A 16,110-nucleotide genomic window follows, 5' to 3' on the forward strand; every position below is an offset into this window, starting at 1 on the left:
GCGAGGCAGTGACACGGGGTGCCGCATCCGCGGCTGAGATCACACCCGTCGAACCTGATCTAGTTCGTACTAGCGAAGGGATGTCGCAATGAGCGATCCTGTGCGTCCGGAATCCGTCCTCGACCTCGCCGTCACGGCGGGAAGGCTGCGGGAGGAGGTCCGGGCTGCGCCGCCGTTGACGCACTGCCTCACGAACGCCGTCGTGACGGGGTTCACCGCCAACGTGCTGCTCGCGCTCGGCGCGGCGCCGGCGATGGTCGACATCGTCGGCGAGGCCGGACCGTTCGCGGGTGCCGCCTCGGGGCTCCTCGTCAATCTCGGGACGCCGACCCCGGAGCAGCGGGAGGCGAGCAGGGAAGCCGTGGCCGGAGCGCTCGCCGCCGCCACGCCGTGGGTGCTCGATCCCGTCGCGATCGGCACGCTCCCGGTGCGGACGGCACTGGCCCACGAGCTGGCCGCGCGGCGCCCGACCGCCATCCGCGGCAACGCGTCGGAGATCCTCGCGCTCGCCGGGCACAGCAGCGGCGGCCGCGGTGTCGACGCGACGGACGGTACCGAGGCGGCGGCAGCGGCGGCGCGGGAGCTCGCCGACCGGCACGGTTCCGTGGTCGCCGTCTCCGGTCCGGTCGACCTCCTCACCGACGGGGAACGGGTGATCCGCATCGCCAACGGGAACGAGCTGCTCACGCGGGTGACGGGCGGCGGCTGCGCGCTGGGGGCCGTGATGGCGGCCTTCCTCGGGGCGTCCCGCGGTACCGGGACCGATGCGCTGACGGCGGTGGCCGCGGCGACCCTCGTCTACACGGTCGCGGCCGAGCAGGCGGCGGAGGCCTCCCGCGGACCGGGCAGCTTCGCCGTCGGACTGCTCGATGCGCTGTCCGCCGTGACCCCGGCGGATCTCCGGGACCGCGCCCGCGTCGAGGAGGAGACCCGATGACCGTCGACCTGTCCCTGTACCTCGTCACCGATCGGTCGCTGTGCGGCGCACGCGGGGTGGTCGCGACCGTCCGCGAAGCGGTGGCCGGCGGCGTCCGCATCGTGCAGCTGCGCGACAAGGAGGCGACGGACGAGGAGACCGTCGTGCAGCTCCTCGCTCTGTCCGCGGCCATCGACGGTCGCGCGCTGCTCGTCGTGAACGATCGCCTCGATGCGGCCGTCGAGGCCCGTCGTCGCGGCGCCAGGGTGGACGGGGTGCACCTCGGTCAGGCGGACGCCTCGGTGCTCCGCGCGCGCGAGCTCCTCGGCCCGGAGGCCCTGATCGGGCTGACCGCGAACACCTCCGCGCACCTCGAGGAGGTCGCCGCGCTGCCGCCCGGCACGGTCGACTACCTCGGGGTCGGCGTGATCCGCCCCACGCGCACCAAGCCCGACCACCCGGCCCCGCTCGGCATCGACGGCTTCGCCGCGTTCGCGGCGCGCAGTGCGCTGCCGTGCGTCGCGATCGGCGGGGTGGAGCTCGACGACACGGCGGCGCTGCGCGCGGCCAGCGCGGCCGGGATCGCGGTGGTCTCGGCGCTGTGCGCGGCGGACGACCCCCGGACCGCCGCCGCGGCCTTCCGTCGGCGCTGGCTCGGGCGGGCGGTGCCGCACGTGCTCAGCATCGCCGGCAGCGATCCGTCCGGGGGCGCGGGCATCCAGGCCGACCTCAAGGCGATCGCCGCGAACGGGGGCTACGGCATGGCGGCCCTGACGGCCCTGACCGCCCAGAACACGCAGGGCGTCCGCGCCGTGCACGTTCCTCCCGCGGACTTCCTCCGGGCGCAGCTCGACGCCGTCGGTGACGACATCCGCATCGACGCCGTGAAGGTCGGCATGCTCGCGGACGTGGAGGTGATCCGGACGGTCGCCGCGTGGCTCCGGGACACACAGCCCCCGATCGTCGTGCTCGACCCCGTCATGATCGCGACCTCGGGGGATCGGCTGCTCCACCCCGATGCGGAGCGCGAGCTGCGGAGCCTGCTGTCCCTGGCGACCGTGGTCACCCCGAACCTCGCCGAGCTCGCGGTGCTCGTCGGTCACGAGGTGGCGGACTGGGCGGACGCGCTCGCCGCGGCGCGAGAGCTGTCGGCCGCGATGGGGACCGCGGTGCTGGTGAAGGGCGGGCATCTGCCCGGGGACGAGGCACCGGACGCCCTGATCGACACGGCAGCCGGTACGCACGCGGAGTTCCCCGGCGCGCGCATCCACACGGCGAACACCCACGGCACCGGCTGCTCGCTGTCCGCGGCTCTGGCCACACGACTGGCGACGGGCGACGATCCCGCGACCGCGGTGCGCGCCGCGCGCGCCTGGTTGCGGGAGTCCCTCCGCGCGGCGGACGACCTGGAGATCGGGCGAGGACACGGCCCGATCCATCCCTTCTCGGGACTCTGGGCGCGCGGCGGGGTCGAGACCCGGCCGACACCGGAGGAGGTGGCCGCGGCCTGGTGGGACGAGACCGCCGCGATCCGCCGCGACATCGACGCGCTGCCCTTCGTGCGCGCGCTCGCCGAGGGGACTCTCGACCGCGACGCCTTCGTCTTCTACCTCGCGCAGGATGCCCTCTACCTCCGCGAGTACGCCCGGGTGCTCGCGGAGGCGTCACGTCTCGCTCCGACCCCCGACGAGCAGGCGTTCTGGGCCGAGGCCGCGCACGGCGCGATCCGCGGCGAGCTGGAGCTGCACGCGTCGTGGCTGACCCCGGAGACCGGGGTGAACGGCGCGACCTTCGCCGCCGAGCCCGCCCCGGCCACGGTCGCCTACCTCGACCACCTGCGTGCCGTCGCCTTCGGCGGGGACTACGCCACGGTGATCGCGGCCGTGCTGCCGTGCTTCTGGCTCTACACCGACCTGGGGGAGCGGCTCCATGCCGGAGCGTTCGGCGCGGCGCCCCGCGACCCCCGGCATCCCTACGCATCGTGGCTGGCGACCTACGCGGATCCGGCATTCGCGCAGGCCACCCGGCAGGCCGTCGCGCATGTCGCCGCCGCGGCCGCGAGGGCCGACGACACCGGCCGAGAGCGGATGCGGCGAGCCTTCCTCGCATCGAGCGCGCACGAACGGGCCTTCTTCGCCGCACCGGTCGCGCACGCTGTCGTGTGACGCCCCGGATTTGCGGTGCCGAACACGCCCGCGCTATCGTCGCCGCATGCCTTCGGTCGCCACCGCTCCTTCGACGCTCGTCCCGAGCGTCATCGCCGTGCGCCGACGTCGCGGCCGCCGATTCTAGGCGACCCCGCCCTTCTGCCTGCGTCCGCGCGGCGGTCGAGTGCCGGTGTCGCCGCCTCCGGCCCCGCCCCCGGTCCCGAGATCGTCGAGGACCCGACCGTTAAGGTAGAAGCATGACGTATTCCGTCGCCGTCTCCGGCGCCTCCGGCTACGCAGGCGGCGAGATCCTGCGCCTCCTGGCCGCTCACCCCGACGTCGAGATCCGCACCGTCACGGCGCACTCGAACGCCGGACAGCCCCTCGTCGCCCATCAGCCGCACCTCCGTTCACTCGCCCACCTGACGCTCCAGGACACCACACCCGAGGTCCTCGCCGGACACGACATCGTGTTCCTGGCCCTCCCGCACGGGCAGTCCGGGCAGTACACGGACGCCCTCGGCGACACCCCGCTGGTGATCGACGCCGGAGCGGACCACCGGCTCACCTCGTCGGCGGAGTGGGACGCGTTCTACGGCGGGTCCTTCCATGAGCCGTGGACGTACGGCGTGCCCGAGCTCCTCGTCGGAGGGGGCAAGGGGCGGGACGCGCTCCGCAGCGCGACCCGGATCGCCGCACCCGGCTGCAACGCCTCCACGGTGAGCCTGAGCCTCGCCCCCGGTGTCGCGGCCGGCGTGATCGACCCGGGCGACATCGTCTCCGTCCTGGCCGTCGGCCCGTCCGGGGCGGGCAAGAGCCTGAAGACGAACCTCCTCGCCAGCGAGATCCTCGGCTCCGCGAACCCCTATGCCGTCGGCGGCACGCACCGCCACATCCCGGAGATCCGTCAGGCGCTCGCCGCCGCCCGCCCTTCGACGGGCTCAGGCCCTTCGACGGACTCAGGCCCTTCGACGGGCTCAGGGACCCAAGACATCCGGATCTCGTTCACTCCGGTCCTCGTGCCGATGTCGCGCGGCATCCTCGCCACGTCCACAGCGCCGATCGTCGAGGGTGTGAGCGACGCCGAGATCCGTCAGGCATGGGAGAGCGCCTACGGCGACGAGACCTTCGTCCAGCTGCTGCCGGAGGGGAGCTTCCCGCGCACGGCGGACGTGCTCGGGGCGAACACGGCCCTCCTCGGCCTCGCGATCGACCGCGCCGCGAACCGCGTGACGGTGGTCACCGCCGTCGACAACCTCGTCAAGGGCACCGCCGGAGCTGCCGTCCAGTCCATGAACATCGCGCTGGGGCTTCCCGAGACCCGCGCCCTCTCAGTGAACGGAGTCGCCCCGTGAGCGTCACCGCCCCCGCAGGATTCGAGGCGGCCGGGGTCGCCGCCGGACTCAAGTCGACCGGCAAGCCCGATGTCGCCGTCGTGGTCAACCGCGGCCCCCGCAAGGTCGGCGCCGCCGTCTTCACGAGCAACCGCGCCAAGGCCAACCCCATCATCTGGTCGCAGCAGGCCGTCGCGGACCGCGTGGTCGAGGCCGTCGTCCTCAACTCCGGCGGTGCAAACTGCTTCACCGGGAGCTTCGGGTTCCAGACGACCCACCAGACCGCGGAGAAGGCGGCCGAACTGCTCGGCATCAGCGCGGGCGACGTGCTCGTCTGCTCCACGGGGCTCATCGGGACGGGGGACGAGGTCTTCCGCGAGAAGGTCCTCGCGGGCACCGCGCAGGCGATCACCGAGCTGAGCGCGGACGGCGGGGAGAGCGCCGCGCACGCCATCATGACCACGGACACGGTCGCGAAGACCGCTGTGGTGACCCGCGACGGCTGGACGATCGGCGGCATGGCGAAGGGCGCGGGCATGCTCGCCCCGGGTCTGGCGACGATGCTCGTGGTGCTCACCACCGACGCCGTGCTCGAACCGCTCCAGGCCGACGAGGCGCTGCGCCGGGCGACGGGGCGCACGTTCGACCGCCTCGACTCCGACGGCTGCATGTCGACCAACGACCAGGTGACGCTGCTCGCCAACGGCGCCTCCGAGGTCGTCCCCGACCTCGACGACTTCGCCGAGGCGCTCACCGCGCTCTGCCAGGAGCTCGCGGTCAAGCTGCAGGGCGACGCGGAGGGCGCGAGCCACGACATCACGATCGAGGTGCAGCACGCCGTCTCCGAGCAGGACGCCGTCGAGGTCGGCCGCTCGGTCGCCCGCAACAACCTGTTCAAGGCGGCCATCTTCGGCAACGACCCGAACTGGGGCCGCGTCCTCGCGGCGATCGGCACGACGGCCGCGCAGTTCGACCCCTACGACGTCGACGTGTGGATGAACGGTGTCCGCGTCTGCACCGCCGGCGGGCCGGACCGCCCCCGTGAGGAGGTCGACCTGACGCCGCGGGCCACGCACCTGATGATCGACCTCAAGGTCGGAGAGGCCACCGCCACGGTGCTCACCAACGACCTCACCCACGACTACGTGCACGAGAACAGCGCCTACGCCTCATGACCGACATCCAGGACACCACGCCGGACATCGCGGCGCAGAAGGCCACCACCCTCATCGAGTCGCTGCCGTGGCTGAAGAAGTTCCGCGACCAGATCGTCGTCGTCAAGTACGGCGGGAACGCCATGGTCTCGGACGAGCTGCAGGAGGCCTTCGCCCAGGACATCGCGTACCTCCGCTACGTCGGTGTGCAGCCCGTGGTCGTGCACGGCGGCGGGCCGCAGATCTCCGACATGCTGCAGCGGCTGGAGATCCCCAGCGAGTTCAAGGGCGGGTACCGCGTCACCAACACCGAGGCCATCGGCGTCGTGCGGATGGTCCTCACCGGCCAGGTGAACCCGCAGCTCGTCTCGAAGATCAACTCGCACGGCCCCATCGCCACCGGACTCAGCGGCGAGGACGCCGGGCTCTTCGGCGGCCGCCGTCGGGGTGTGATGATCGACGGCGAGGAGGTGGACCTCGGCCGCGTGGGCGACGTGGTCCAGGTCGACCCGACACCGGTGCTCGATCACCTCGCCGCAGGGCGGATCCCGGTCGTGTCGAGCATCGCGCCCGACCTCGACCACCCGGGGCAGTCGCTCAACGTCAACGCGGATGCCGCGGCCGCCGCGCTGGCCGTGGCCCTCGGTGCGCGCAAGCTCGTCATCCTCACCGACGTGCCGGGGCTGTACGCCGACTGGCCCAACCGCGACTCGCTCGTGTCGCACCTGACATCGGACGCGCTCATCGAGATGCTTCCGCGCCTCGAGTCGGGGATGATCCCGAAGATGCGCGCGTGCCTCGATGCGGTCGAGGGCGGCGTCGACGCGGCGGCGATCATCGACGGACGGGTGCCGCACTCGGTGCTCGTCGAACTGTTCACCAGCAAGGGAATCGGGACCGAAGTGGTCCTGGGAGAGAAAGGGGCGACGGCATGACCGTCTGGCAGGACGACGCGGCACGTGATCTCGTGCTCAACGCGGGGGAGCGCCTCGCGCTGCTGACCCGCGGTGAGGGCTCGTACCTGTGGGACGCCGAAGACCGACGCTACCTCGACTTCCTCGCCGGCATCGCGGTGACCTCCCTCGGCCACGCGCACCCGGTGTTCGTCGATGCGGTGTCCCGGCAGGCCGCCACCCTCGCGCACGTCTCCAACTACTTCGCGACCCCGCCGCAGCTCGCGCTCGCCGCCCGACTCAAGCGCCTTGCCGGCGCAGGGATCGATGGTCGCGTGTTCTTCTCGAACTCGGGTGCCGAGGCCAACGAGGCCGCGTTCAAGCTCGCCCGTCTGCACGGCGGCGCGGAGCGTCCGCGCATCCTCGCACTGGAGAACGGCTTCCACGGCCGGACGATGGGTTCGCTCGCGCTCACGGCCAAGGAGTCGATGCGTGCGCCGTTCGCGCCGATGCCCGGAGGCGTGGAGCACATCCCGGCCACGATCGAAGCGCTGGAGGCCGCGATGGACGACCGGGTCGCCGCCGTCATCGTGGAGCCGATCCAGGGTGAAGCCGGTGTCGTCGAGCTGCCCGAGGGCTACCTCGCCGCGGCACGCTCGCTGACCCTCGCGCACGGCGCCCTGCTCATCGTCGACGAGATCCAGACGGGCGCGGGCCGGACCGGCGCCTGGTTCGGATTCAGCCACGAGGGCATCACGCCCGACGCCATCACGCTCGCGAAGGGCATCGGCGGCGGATTCCCGATCGGCGCCCTCGTCACCTACGGGGCCGCGAGCGCCCTGTTCACCCCCGGTTCGCACGGCTCCACGTTCGGCGGCAACCCGCTCGCGACGGCCGTGGCGGACGCGGTGCTGGCCGAGATCGAGCGCGCCGACCTCGTCGACAACGCCGCGCGCCGTGGCGCAGAGCTGCGGGACATCATCCTCGGCATCGACTCCCCGCTGGTCGGCGGCGTCCGCGGCCGCGGACTCCTCGTGGGCGTCGCGCTCTCGCAGCCCGTGGCGGGTGCGGTGGTCGCCGCCGCGCAGGACCGCGGTCTCATCGTCAACGCCGCCAACCCCGAGACCGTGCGCGTCGCGCCGGCGCTCACCATCGGCGACACGGAGCTGGCGGAGTTCCGCGAGCTGTTCGCCGCCGCTCTCTCCGACGTCCACACCTCCGCCACCGGAAAGGTCCCCGCATGACCCGCCACCTGCTGCGCGACGACGATCTGACGCCCGCCGAGCAGGCGGAGATCCTCGATCTCGCGCTCGAGCTCAAGAAGGATCGCTGGGCGGACAAGAGCCTCGCCGGCCCGCAGACCGTCGCCGTGATCTTCGACAAGTCGTCCACCCGGACGCGCGTCTCGTTCGCCGTCGGTATCGCCGACCTCGGCGGCACGCCGCTCATCATCTCCACGGCGAGCAGCCAGCTCGGCGGGAAGGAGACGCCGTCCGATACGGCCCGCGTGCTCGAGCGCCAGGTCGCCGCGATCGTGTGGCGGACCTACGCGCAGTCGGGGCTGGAGGAGATGGCCGCCGGCACCCGGGTCCCCGTGATCAATGCGCTGTCCGACGACTTCCACCCCTGCCAGCTCCTCGCCGACCTGCTGACGATCCGTGAGCACAAGGGCGACCTCAAGGGCCTCACGCTGACGTTCTTCGGCGACGGCCAGAGCAACATGGCGCACTCCTACGCGCTCGCGGGCGTCACGGCCGGCATGCACGTGCGCATCGCCTCGCCGGAGGACTACGCGCCGCGCGCCGACGTGATCGAAGCGGCCGACCGCCGCGCCGGGGAGACCGGCGGATCGATCACGCTCTTCACCGACCCGGTCGAGGCGGCCGCCGGCGCCGACGTCGTCGTCACCGACACCTGGGTGTCGATGGGCAAGGAGGAGGAGAAGCTCGCGCGGATCCGCGATCTCGGGGGCTACAAGGTCACGCCCGAGACCATGGAGCTCGCGCACGACGACGCGATCTTCATCCACTGCCTGCCCGCTGACCGCGGCTACGAGGTGGACTCCGCGGTCATCGACGGTCCGCAGAGCGTGGTGTGGGACGAGGCGGAGAACCGCCTGCACGCCCAGAAGGCCCTGCTGGTCTGGCTTCTCGGGAAGAAGGACGCGTGATGGCCGGTTCGCACGAAGGAACCAACGAGGGCGCGCTCTGGGGCGCGCGGTTCGCCACCGGTCCGTCGCCGGAGCTCGTCGAGCTGAGCCGGTCGACGCACTTCGACTGGATCCTGGCGCCGTACGACATCGCGGGATCCCACGCGCATGCCACGGCGCTGGCCGCCGCGGGGTACCTGGAGCCGGATGAGGCCGCCCGGATGCACGAGGGCCTCGACGCCGTCGCGCGCAAGGTCGCCGACGGCACCCTGCAGCCGCTGCCCACCGACGAGGACGTGCACGGCGCACTCGAGCAGGCGCTGATCGCCGAGCTGGGTCCGGAGCTGGGCGGACGCCTCCGCGCCGGCCGCAGCCGGAACGACCAGATCGCCACGCTCGTGCGGATGTACCTGATCGACCACGCCCGGGTGATCGCGCGCGACCTGCTGCGCGTGATCGATGCGCTCGTGGCACAGGCGGAGGCGCATCCCGACGCGATCCTGCCCGGCCGCACGCACCTGCAGCACGCACAGCCGGTGCTGCTCGCCCATCACCTCCAGGCCCACGCCTGGCCGCTGGTGCGCGAGCTCGAGCGCCTCGTCGACTGGCGCCGTCGCGCCGGTGTCTCGCCGTACGGCGGGGGAGCACTCGCGGGGTCGACCCTGGGCCTGGATCCCGCGCTCGTCGCGACGGAGCTCGGCCTCGACCGGCCGGCGGAGAACTCCCTCGACGGCACCGCTGCGCGGGACGTCGTGGCGGAGTTCGCGTTCATCGCGGCGATGACGGGGGTCGACCTCTCCCGCCTGTCCGAGGAGATCATCCTCTGGAACACGCGGGAGTTCGGCTTCGTCACCCTCGACGACGGCTACTCCACGGGATCCAGCATCATGCCGCAGAAGAAGAACCCGGACATCGCCGAGCTCGCGCGCGGCAAGTCCGGGCGTCTCATCGGCAACCTGTCCGGCCTGCTGGCGACCCTCAAGGGCCTGCCCCTCGCGTACAACCGCGATCTGCAGGAGGACAAGGAGCCGGTGTTCGACTCGGTGCGGACGCTCGAGGTCGTGCTGCCGGCGTTCGCCGGGATGATCGCGACGCTGCGTTTCCACACGGAGCGGATGGCCGCGCTCGCCCCCCAGGGGTTCTCCCTGGCGACGGATGTCGCCGAGTGGCTGGTGAAGCGGCGCGTGCCGTTCCGCGACGCCCACGAGATCTCCGGCGCGCTCGTCCGTGCCTGCGAGGAGCAGGGGATCGGGCTGGAGGACGCCTCCGACGAGCTGCTGCTGTCGGTGTCGCCGCACCTCGTCCCCGAGGTCCGCGAGGTGCTCACGATCGAGGGCTCCGTCGCGTCGCGCACGGGCGTCGGCGGCACCGCTCCGGAGCGCGTGGCCGAGCAGCGCGCGGAGCTCGTCGCCCGCGCGCAGGCCGCTGCGCACGCGCTCGGCCTGTAATCGCTCCGGCGGCGGCCTCGCCTCAGTGCAGGTCGCCGTCGGCGGCCGAGCGTTCCCACCGGGTGAACCGGACGGTCAGACCCGCGCGGGTGGGCGCGGCGAGGAACGGTCCCGCGGAGACGGTCGCATCGCCGGAGAAGGGAGCCACCCTGACCAGGCGCCAGGGGCCGTCGTCCGCCCGGGCGCGCACGATCATCGCGTCCGCCCAGCGGCTGACCCTGACCGTGATCTCGCTCTCGCGCCAGTCGTCGACGTAGCCGACCGACCAGTCGGATCGGCCGGCGGTCACGACGGCACCGAGACCGAGGTGGCCATCGGCGAACTCGACGCCCGCTTTGATCCAGTGCTCCTCATCGGCGCGCACGAAGAGCCCCGCCTGGTCGAACTGCCCCTCCCACGGCGCACGGAACGCGACCTCGATCGCCTCGCCGACCGCGAGCGGCGCGAGCAGCGCGTGCTCCGTGTCGTGCACGAAACCGTAGGCGGTGTGGCGCCAGGCGTCGCTGCCCTCGGCCGCGGTGGCGTCGAGGTGACCGTCGACGTGTGTCCAGGCGGGGGCATGGGTCCAGGTGGCATCGGTCCAGTTGATGATGCGTGATTCAGGCATATTTCCCATCTATAGCTGATAACGGCATAAACAGCGAATATTCGTGCTACGGTTATGTCATGGTCGTCGCTGTGATCGCCGACATCGTCGGGTCCCGGGAACTCCGGGACCGCGGTGCTGCGCAGCGCGCGCTGGACGAGACCATCGCACAGGTGGAACAGGATCGCCCGCTGGCCATCCACCCGCTCACGCCCACGGTAGGGGACGAGCAGCAGGGCGTCTACCGCGCACTGCCTGACGCGCTCCTCTCCCTCCTCATGGTCCAGCTCCGCCTCCCGGAGGGTCTCGCCTTCCGCTTCGGCATCGGCGTCGGCGAGGTCAGGCCGGTCACCTCGGTGCACGGCGAGCTGGCCGACGGACCCGGGTGGTACGCGGCACGCGCCGCGATCGAGACCGTCCACGCACGCGAACAGCGCGCCGTGCCGCGCACGCGCACCTGGATTGTCGGCGCCCCGGGTCAGGATGAGGTCATGGAGACCGTGATCGCCGCGTCCAACGCCTACGTCCTCGCGCGCGACGAGCTGGTGGGGGCGATGAGCACGCGCGAACGCCACCTCACCTACGGACGCCTGGTCGGCCGGTCCCAGCAGGAGCTCGCCGCCCAGGAGGGCATCTCGCAGCCGAGCGTCTCCAAGTCGCTGCGGAGTGCGGGAGCCGCCGCTCTCATCGAAGGCGTGGCCGCGCTCCGGGGGGAGTCCGCATGATCCTCGCCGGCTTCGTCCTCCTCGCCGTCGGCGCGACCGACCTCGTCCGGCAGTTCGTGCCGCGGCGGTGGATCGGCTTCGTCGTGGCCGCGGCCGTGGTCCTCCTCCTCGGCATCGGCGGCGATGCGCTGCTGCCCGCGCTCCTGGGGCTCGGTGCCGGGGCGCTGTGGGCGTGGAGCATGCCGGACGAGGGGCCGTCCCGGGCCGGGTTCTGGCCGGCGGTCGCGCTGGCCGCCCTCAGCATCGCCGCCGTGGTCTGGGGCGGGTCGAGGAGCACGTCCGGTCTCATCGGCGAGCTCTGGACGCTCCGCTCGCCCTTCGGCGAGGTGCCGTTCGATCTCGCCGTGCTCGCGCTCGGTGCCGGCGTCTTCCTCCTCGAATCCGCGAACCTCGTCGTCCGTGCGGCTCTCGACGGCGAGCACACCTGGCGCCCGGCCGAGGTCTCGGGGACCGTCGCGCCCGAGCCCGTACCCTCCGACCGGTCGGAGGCCGACGCCCCTGCGGTGTCCGCCGTGATCCCCGCCGATCCCCGCCACGGCTTCAAGGGCGGGCGGCTCATCGGCCCCCTGGAACGCGTGCTCGTGATGATCCTCACGCTCGCCGCGGCCTACCCGGTGCTCGCAGCCATGCTCGCCGCCAAGGGCATCGTCCGCTTCCCGGAGATCTCCCGCGACGGGGAGACCGGCGCGCGTGCCGAGTACTTCCTCGTCGGCAGCCTCGTGAGCTGGGTGATCGGCCTCGGTGCCGCGTTCCTCGTCTGGTGGGCGGCGCACAGCTGACACCCCCGCCCGCGACGCAGCGGGACAGTTGCGCGCTGCTAGCCTGGAGCGCGTGTCAACTCCCGCTCTGACGACCGCGCCGCAGGCGATTGACCCCACGTTCGAGAACGTGTGGGACGAGATCGTGTGGCGTGGCCTCGTCCACGTGTCCACCGACCAGGAGGCGCTGCGCGCCCTGCTCGCGGGAGACCCCGTCACGTATTACTGCGGCTTCGACCCGACGGCACCGAGTCTGCATCTCGGGCACCTGGTCCAGCTGCTCCTGCTCCGCCGCCTCCAGCTCGCCGGGCACAAGCCGCTCGGTCTCGTCGGCGGCTCCACCGGCCTGATCGGCGATCCCCGGCCGACGGCGGAGCGCACGCTCAACACCCGCGAGACGGTGGCGGAATGGGTCGACCGCCTGCGCGGCCAGGTCGAGCGGTACCTCAGCTTCGAGGGCGACAATGCCGCCCGCATGGTGAACAACCTCGACTGGACGGCGCCGCTCTCCGCGATCGACTTCCTGCGGGAGATCGGCAAGCACTACCGCGTCGGCACGATGCTGAAGAAGGACGCGGTGGCCGCGCGCCTGAACTCCGACGCCGGCATCAGCTACACCGAGTTCAGCTACCAGATCCTCCAGGGGCTCGACTTCCTCGAGCTCTACCGCCAGTACGACTGCGTGCTGCAGACGGGCGGCTCGGATCAGTGGGGCAACCTCACCAGCGGCACCGACCTCATCCACCGGGTCGAGGGGGCCTCGGTCCACGCGATCGGCACGCCGCTGATCACCAACAGCGACGGCACGAAGTTCGGCAAGAGCGAGGGCAACGCGATCTGGATCGACGCGGAGCTCACGAGCCCCTACGCGTTCTACCAGTTCTGGCTCAGCACGGCCGATGCCGACGTGATCGAACGCCTCAAGGTCTTCACGTTCCTGACCAGGGCCGAGATCGAGGAGTACGCCGAACTCGTGGCGACGGAGCCGTTCCGCCGCGCCGCCCAGAAGCGCCTCGCGCTCGAGGTCGTCGCGACGGTGCACGGCGTGGAGGCGACGGCGGCCGTGATCGCGGCGTCCGAGGCGCTGTTCGGGCAGGGCGACCTGACCACTCTCGACGCGGCGACGCTGCGCACGGCTCTGGACGAGCTCCCGCACGCGACGGTCGCCGCCGGTACTCCGGTCGTCGACGCACTCGTCGCGACCGGGCTGGTGTCGAGTCTGTCGGAGGCCCGTCGCGCCATCGCGCAGGGCGGGGTGTCCCTCGACGGCGAGCGGGTGGAGGACGACTCCGCGACCGTGCAGGGCACGCTTCCCGGTGGTGTCTCGGTGCTGCGTCGCGGGAAGAAGACTCTCGCCGGCGTCTTCCTCGGCTGATCCCGGTCAGGCATGCCGTTCACCCCGAGTCACGCGATCGTGGCGTTGCCGTTCGTGCGCACGCCCCTGGTTCCCGCGGCGATCGCGATCGGAGCGATGACGCCGGACATCTCGCTGTTCCTGCGGAACATCGGGCTCAACTACGGCTTCCTGCACGATCCGGTCAACGTCCTGTGGACGGCTCTGCTCGCGCTCGTGCTCTTCCTGCTGTGGCGTGTGCTGCTGCGCCCCGCGACCCTGGAGCTGCTGCCGGACTGGGTGAGCACGCGGCTGCCCGCCGGGTGGGGCGCGAGCGGACTCCGGGCCGGGGTCGAGGCGCTGACCCGCGACGACCGTCCCCGGTATCGGAGTGCGCGGTCGCCGTATCCGGTCCTGCTCGTGCTCTCCGCGATGCTGGGGGTGCTCTCGCACATCCTCTGGGACGCGTTCACGCATGAGTCGCGGTGGGGGGTCGATCTGCTGCCCGCGCTCGCGAACTCGTGGGGTCCGTTCGACGGCTACAAGTGGCTCCAGTACGCCTCGAGCGCGCTCGGCCTGCTGGGTCTGGCGATCTGGGCGGCACTGTGGCTGCGTCGTGCGACCCCGCGAACGCATGCGCCCCGGATCCTTCCGACGGTCGTGCGGATCGCGTGGTGGCTCTCGCTGCCGGTGATCCTCGTGCTCGCGTGGGTCGGCGGACTGCTCGCGTTCGGCCCGCTCTCCGCTGAGTTCACGGTGCAGCATCTCGCGTATCGGGTGCTGCCGCCGGCCTGTGCGGTGTGGGGCCTGCTCACTCTGGTCCTCTGCGTGGTCCTCGCCGTGCGGCGGCCGCGCTCCGCGGTCTGACCCGCAGCGGACGCGGCACGTCGGGAAGCCGGGTCACCAGCGTGGTGCGTCCGTACCCCATGCGTGCGGGGCCTCGAACCTGAGCCCGGGGAGCGCGGGTGCCGCCGTCACGACCGGGGTCCCGTCCACGTCGAATCGCGCGAGATGCGCCGAGGCGTCGATCTCCGGCGCGCGCACGGCAGCGGTCGTGCGCGGCATCCCCAGCAGTTCGGCGGCGACCCGGCGCAGGGAGGTGCGCACGATGCGCGAGCGCCCGTCGCGGGAACGGAGCAGGCGGGTGAGTGCGGCGGCGAGAAGATATCCGCTGCTGTGATCCAGCGCCTGGGCGGGGAGGGCGCCCGGCCGTCCGTCGTCGCCCTCGATCATCGCGATGCCGCTCTCCGCCTGGACGAGACTGTCGAAACCGGCGCGCTCGGGATGATCGGGTCCCCAGGCGCTGAGCTGCGCGACGAGGAGACCCGGGTGCTGCTCGACCAGAGCGTCGGGGGAGAGGCCGAGCCGGTCCAGCGAGGCGGGCCGATATCCGAGCACGACCGCATCCGCCGACTGCAGGAGGGCGTGCAGCTCGGGGGACCGGGCGTCGAGGCGTGCGGAGCGCTTGCCATGGCCGGTGTCGAGGTGCTGCCACGGGAGCTCGGGGAGCTGCGGCGGGTCGAGACGCAGCACGTCGGCGCCGAGGAGAGCGAGCGTCCGTGTGCACACCGGCCCCGCGATCACTCGGGTGAGGTCCAGGACACGGAGGCCGGCGAGCGGAGCGCGCGCCGAGACGGCGGGAGACGAGGTCCGTCGGTCCTTCGCTCGTCCGCCCTCGGGGTCGGCGACCGCGACATCGAGGAGCGGAGCAGCTCGCTGCGCCCGGTCGGCCTCGGGGTCCTCGTGACGCACGGCCACCGCGAGTCCGCCGGCCGCGGAGATGAGGCCCACGGCCTCGTCGGTCGAGAGGGTCGACATCCTGCGGGTCACGGCCTCCGCACCCGCCGAGCCGGACAGACCGAGCGCGCGGCGAAGCGCTCGAGCGTGGTGCGGGTAGTTGCCATGTGTGCGGACCCACCCGTCGCCGCTCTCCCAGAACCCGGAGAGCGGCGCCCACACCGGCGGGGGAGTTCCGTCGACCAGCAGGTAGCGGTCGCTCCGGTAGGCGACGGCCACGCGTCGGGGATCGATGGACCCGGGGTCGAGTCCGGCGGCCACGGTGACCGCGGCCACACTGGCGAGAGCCAGCTCTGCGGTCGCCGTGCGCGAGGCGAGGGGCACCGGATCGAGAGTGCGGAGTGACGCGAGGGAGTCCGCGGGGAGGGGCGCGACGCCCGTGTCCCGCCACACACGGACGAGCAGATCGGCAGTGGTGTCGGAGGAGGGAGCGGGCATGGGCGTGATGCTACTCCGCCCCCGGATACCGCTGGAAACAGCCGCTGATCCGGCCGAATCCCGGCGCGGGGCGCCCGCGACACGCCCGGGGTGGTGCGCCCGATTTGCCAGACCCCCGGAATCCACGTAACTTATTACTTGTTCGCCCCACAGGGAAGCGGAGAAGCCCAGAGCTTCACCCCCCTCAAGCGGAGAACCACTCCCGATTCACTCTCACTTGAGAGATCCGGCGCTTGCGCCTAGGATGGGAGATCCACCCCTTCTGCGGCTGTCACCGGCTGCGCAGCGGATCCAAGATCCGCGCGGCGCGCCGATTTGACAAGCGGGTCGGGATGGCTAAGATAGAGAAGTTGCCCTTCGGGCCTGGCTGTGATGGCTGGGTCGTGGGAGCATCCGATCCTTGAGAACTCAACAGCGTGCACTTGTCAAATG

General features: G+C 72.1%; 14 protein-coding genes and 1 riboswitch. Of the genes, 12 read left to right on the forward strand and 2 right to left on the reverse strand.

The annotated features are described in order from the left end of the window. The first annotated feature begins 4 nt into the window (after positions 1 to 4). Positions 5 to 98, forward strand: a riboswitch (TPP riboswitch). The 8 genes from thiM (at position 89) to argH (ending at position 10,041) form a co-directional block, all read left to right on the forward strand. Then, a complete protein-coding gene (thiM, locus tag ACFU8V_RS16430; RefSeq protein WP_378872793.1) occupies positions 89 to 937 on the forward strand; it encodes a hydroxyethylthiazole kinase in 849 nt (282 codons plus the stop codon). (Overlaps the previous riboswitch by 10 nt.) Then, complete coding sequence (locus ACFU8V_RS16435; RefSeq protein WP_378872796.1) at positions 934 to 3,081, forward strand: bifunctional hydroxymethylpyrimidine kinase/phosphomethylpyrimidine kinase; 2,148 nt, start codon at positions 934 to 936, stop codon at positions 3,079 to 3,081. The genes thiM and ACFU8V_RS16435 overlap by 4 nt, the downstream gene beginning before the upstream one ends. 239 nt (positions 3,082 to 3,320) lie before the next feature. Next, positions 3,321 to 4,418 (forward strand): N-acetyl-gamma-glutamyl-phosphate reductase, encoded by a 1,098-nt coding sequence (gene argC, locus ACFU8V_RS16440; RefSeq protein ID WP_366215238.1) that lies wholly within the window; start codon positions 3,321 to 3,323, stop codon positions 4,416 to 4,418. After that, positions 4,415 to 5,572, forward strand: coding sequence for a bifunctional glutamate N-acetyltransferase/amino-acid acetyltransferase ArgJ (argJ, locus tag ACFU8V_RS16445; protein WP_101844878.1), 1,158 nt, complete (start codon positions 4,415 to 4,417; stop codon positions 5,570 to 5,572). The genes argC and argJ overlap by 4 nt, the downstream gene beginning before the upstream one ends. After that, a complete protein-coding gene (gene argB / locus ACFU8V_RS16450) occupies positions 5,569 to 6,486 on the forward strand; it encodes an acetylglutamate kinase (protein WP_101844881.1) in 918 nt (305 codons plus the stop codon). The genes argJ and argB overlap by 4 nt, the downstream gene beginning before the upstream one ends. Further along, positions 6,483 to 7,688: an acetylornithine transaminase gene (locus tag ACFU8V_RS16455; RefSeq protein WP_249520849.1), complete on the forward strand. Its 1,206-nt coding sequence runs from the start codon at positions 6,483 to 6,485 to the stop codon at positions 7,686 to 7,688. The genes argB and ACFU8V_RS16455 overlap by 4 nt, the downstream gene beginning before the upstream one ends. Further along, complete coding sequence (gene argF / locus ACFU8V_RS16460; RefSeq protein WP_025105260.1) at positions 7,685 to 8,614, forward strand: ornithine carbamoyltransferase; 930 nt, start codon at positions 7,685 to 7,687, stop codon at positions 8,612 to 8,614. The genes ACFU8V_RS16455 and argF overlap by 4 nt, the downstream gene beginning before the upstream one ends. Further along, positions 8,614 to 10,041, forward strand: a complete 1,428-nt coding sequence (argH, locus tag ACFU8V_RS16465) for an argininosuccinate lyase (protein WP_249520848.1) — start codon at positions 8,614 to 8,616, stop codon at positions 10,039 to 10,041. Before argF ends, argH begins: the two co-directional genes overlap by 1 nt. Positions 10,042 to 10,063: 22 nt before the next feature. Here argH and ACFU8V_RS16470 read toward each other — a convergent pair whose 3' ends face one another. After that, complete coding sequence (locus ACFU8V_RS16470) at positions 10,064 to 10,648, reverse strand: DUF1349 domain-containing protein (RefSeq protein WP_249520847.1); 585 nt, start codon at positions 10,646 to 10,648, stop codon at positions 10,064 to 10,066. Positions 10,649 to 10,707: 59 nt separating this feature from the next. Here ACFU8V_RS16470 and ACFU8V_RS16475 point away from each other — a divergent pair, with 59 nt between their 5' ends. Genes ACFU8V_RS16475 through ACFU8V_RS16490 form a run of 4 tightly spaced genes read left to right on the forward strand, consistent with a single transcriptional unit; the run spans position 10,708 to position 14,310 of the window. Beyond that, positions 10,708 to 11,352 (forward strand): SatD family protein, encoded by a 645-nt coding sequence (locus tag ACFU8V_RS16475; protein ID WP_025105257.1) that lies wholly within the window; start codon positions 10,708 to 10,710, stop codon positions 11,350 to 11,352. Next, a complete protein-coding gene (locus ACFU8V_RS16480) occupies positions 11,349 to 12,131 on the forward strand; it encodes a hypothetical protein (RefSeq protein ID WP_025105256.1) in 783 nt (260 codons plus the stop codon). The genes ACFU8V_RS16475 and ACFU8V_RS16480 overlap by 4 nt, the downstream gene beginning before the upstream one ends. A 52-nt stretch (positions 12,132 to 12,183) precedes the next feature. Further along, positions 12,184 to 13,485 carry a tyrosine--tRNA ligase gene (gene tyrS, locus ACFU8V_RS16485; protein WP_157524065.1) on the forward strand — a complete coding sequence of 434 codons (1,302 nt, stop codon included), beginning with the start codon at positions 12,184 to 12,186 and terminating at the stop codon, positions 13,483 to 13,485. 12 nt (positions 13,486 to 13,497) lie between these two features. Further along, positions 13,498 to 14,310, forward strand: a complete 813-nt coding sequence (locus tag ACFU8V_RS16490) for a DUF4184 family protein (RefSeq protein ID WP_378872807.1) — start codon at positions 13,498 to 13,500, stop codon at positions 14,308 to 14,310. A gap of 33 nt (positions 14,311 to 14,343) precedes the next feature. Here ACFU8V_RS16490 and ACFU8V_RS16495 read toward each other — a convergent pair whose 3' ends face one another. Beyond that, positions 14,344 to 15,678 carry a CoA transferase gene (locus ACFU8V_RS16495; RefSeq protein WP_378872810.1) on the reverse strand — a complete coding sequence of 445 codons (1,335 nt, stop codon included), beginning with the start codon at positions 15,676 to 15,678 and terminating at the stop codon, positions 14,344 to 14,346. Positions 15,679 to 16,110: the final 432 nt, after the last annotated feature.

This window comes from Microbacterium sp. NPDC057658 (genome assembly GCF_042799975.1).
Classification (GTDB): Bacteria; Actinomycetota; Actinomycetes; order Actinomycetales; family Microbacteriaceae; genus Microbacterium.

Excerpts from the sequence above, each read along its gene's own strand:
- ACFU8V_RS16480 (WP_025105256.1), top strand. The coding sequence starts at position 11,349 with ATGATCCTCGCCGGCTTCGTCCTCCTCGCCGTCGGCGCGACCGACCTC.
- argB (WP_101844881.1), top strand. The coding sequence starts at position 5,569 with ATGACCGACATCCAGGACACCACGCCGGACATCGCGGCGCAGAAGGCC.
- ACFU8V_RS16495 (WP_378872810.1), bottom strand. The coding sequence starts at position 15,678 with ATGCCCGCTCCCTCCTCCGACACCACTGCCGATCTGCTCGTCCGTGTG.
- ACFU8V_RS16435 (WP_378872796.1), top strand. The coding sequence starts at position 934 with ATGACCGTCGACCTGTCCCTGTACCTCGTCACCGATCGGTCGCTGTGC.
- argH (WP_249520848.1), top strand. The coding sequence starts at position 8,614 with ATGGCCGGTTCGCACGAAGGAACCAACGAGGGCGCGCTCTGGGGCGCG.
- argF (WP_025105260.1), top strand. The coding sequence starts at position 7,685 with ATGACCCGCCACCTGCTGCGCGACGACGATCTGACGCCCGCCGAGCAG.
- argC (WP_366215238.1), top strand. The coding sequence starts at position 3,321 with ATGACGTATTCCGTCGCCGTCTCCGGCGCCTCCGGCTACGCAGGCGGC.
- ACFU8V_RS16490 (WP_378872807.1), top strand. The coding sequence starts at position 13,498 with ATGCCGTTCACCCCGAGTCACGCGATCGTGGCGTTGCCGTTCGTGCGC.
- ACFU8V_RS16455 (WP_249520849.1), top strand. The coding sequence starts at position 6,483 with ATGACCGTCTGGCAGGACGACGCGGCACGTGATCTCGTGCTCAACGCG.
- thiM (WP_378872793.1), top strand. The coding sequence starts at position 89 with ATGAGCGATCCTGTGCGTCCGGAATCCGTCCTCGACCTCGCCGTCACG.
- ACFU8V_RS16470 (WP_249520847.1), bottom strand. The coding sequence starts at position 10,648 with ATGCCTGAATCACGCATCATCAACTGGACCGATGCCACCTGGACCCAT.
- ACFU8V_RS16475 (WP_025105257.1), top strand. The coding sequence starts at position 10,708 with ATGGTCGTCGCTGTGATCGCCGACATCGTCGGGTCCCGGGAACTCCGG.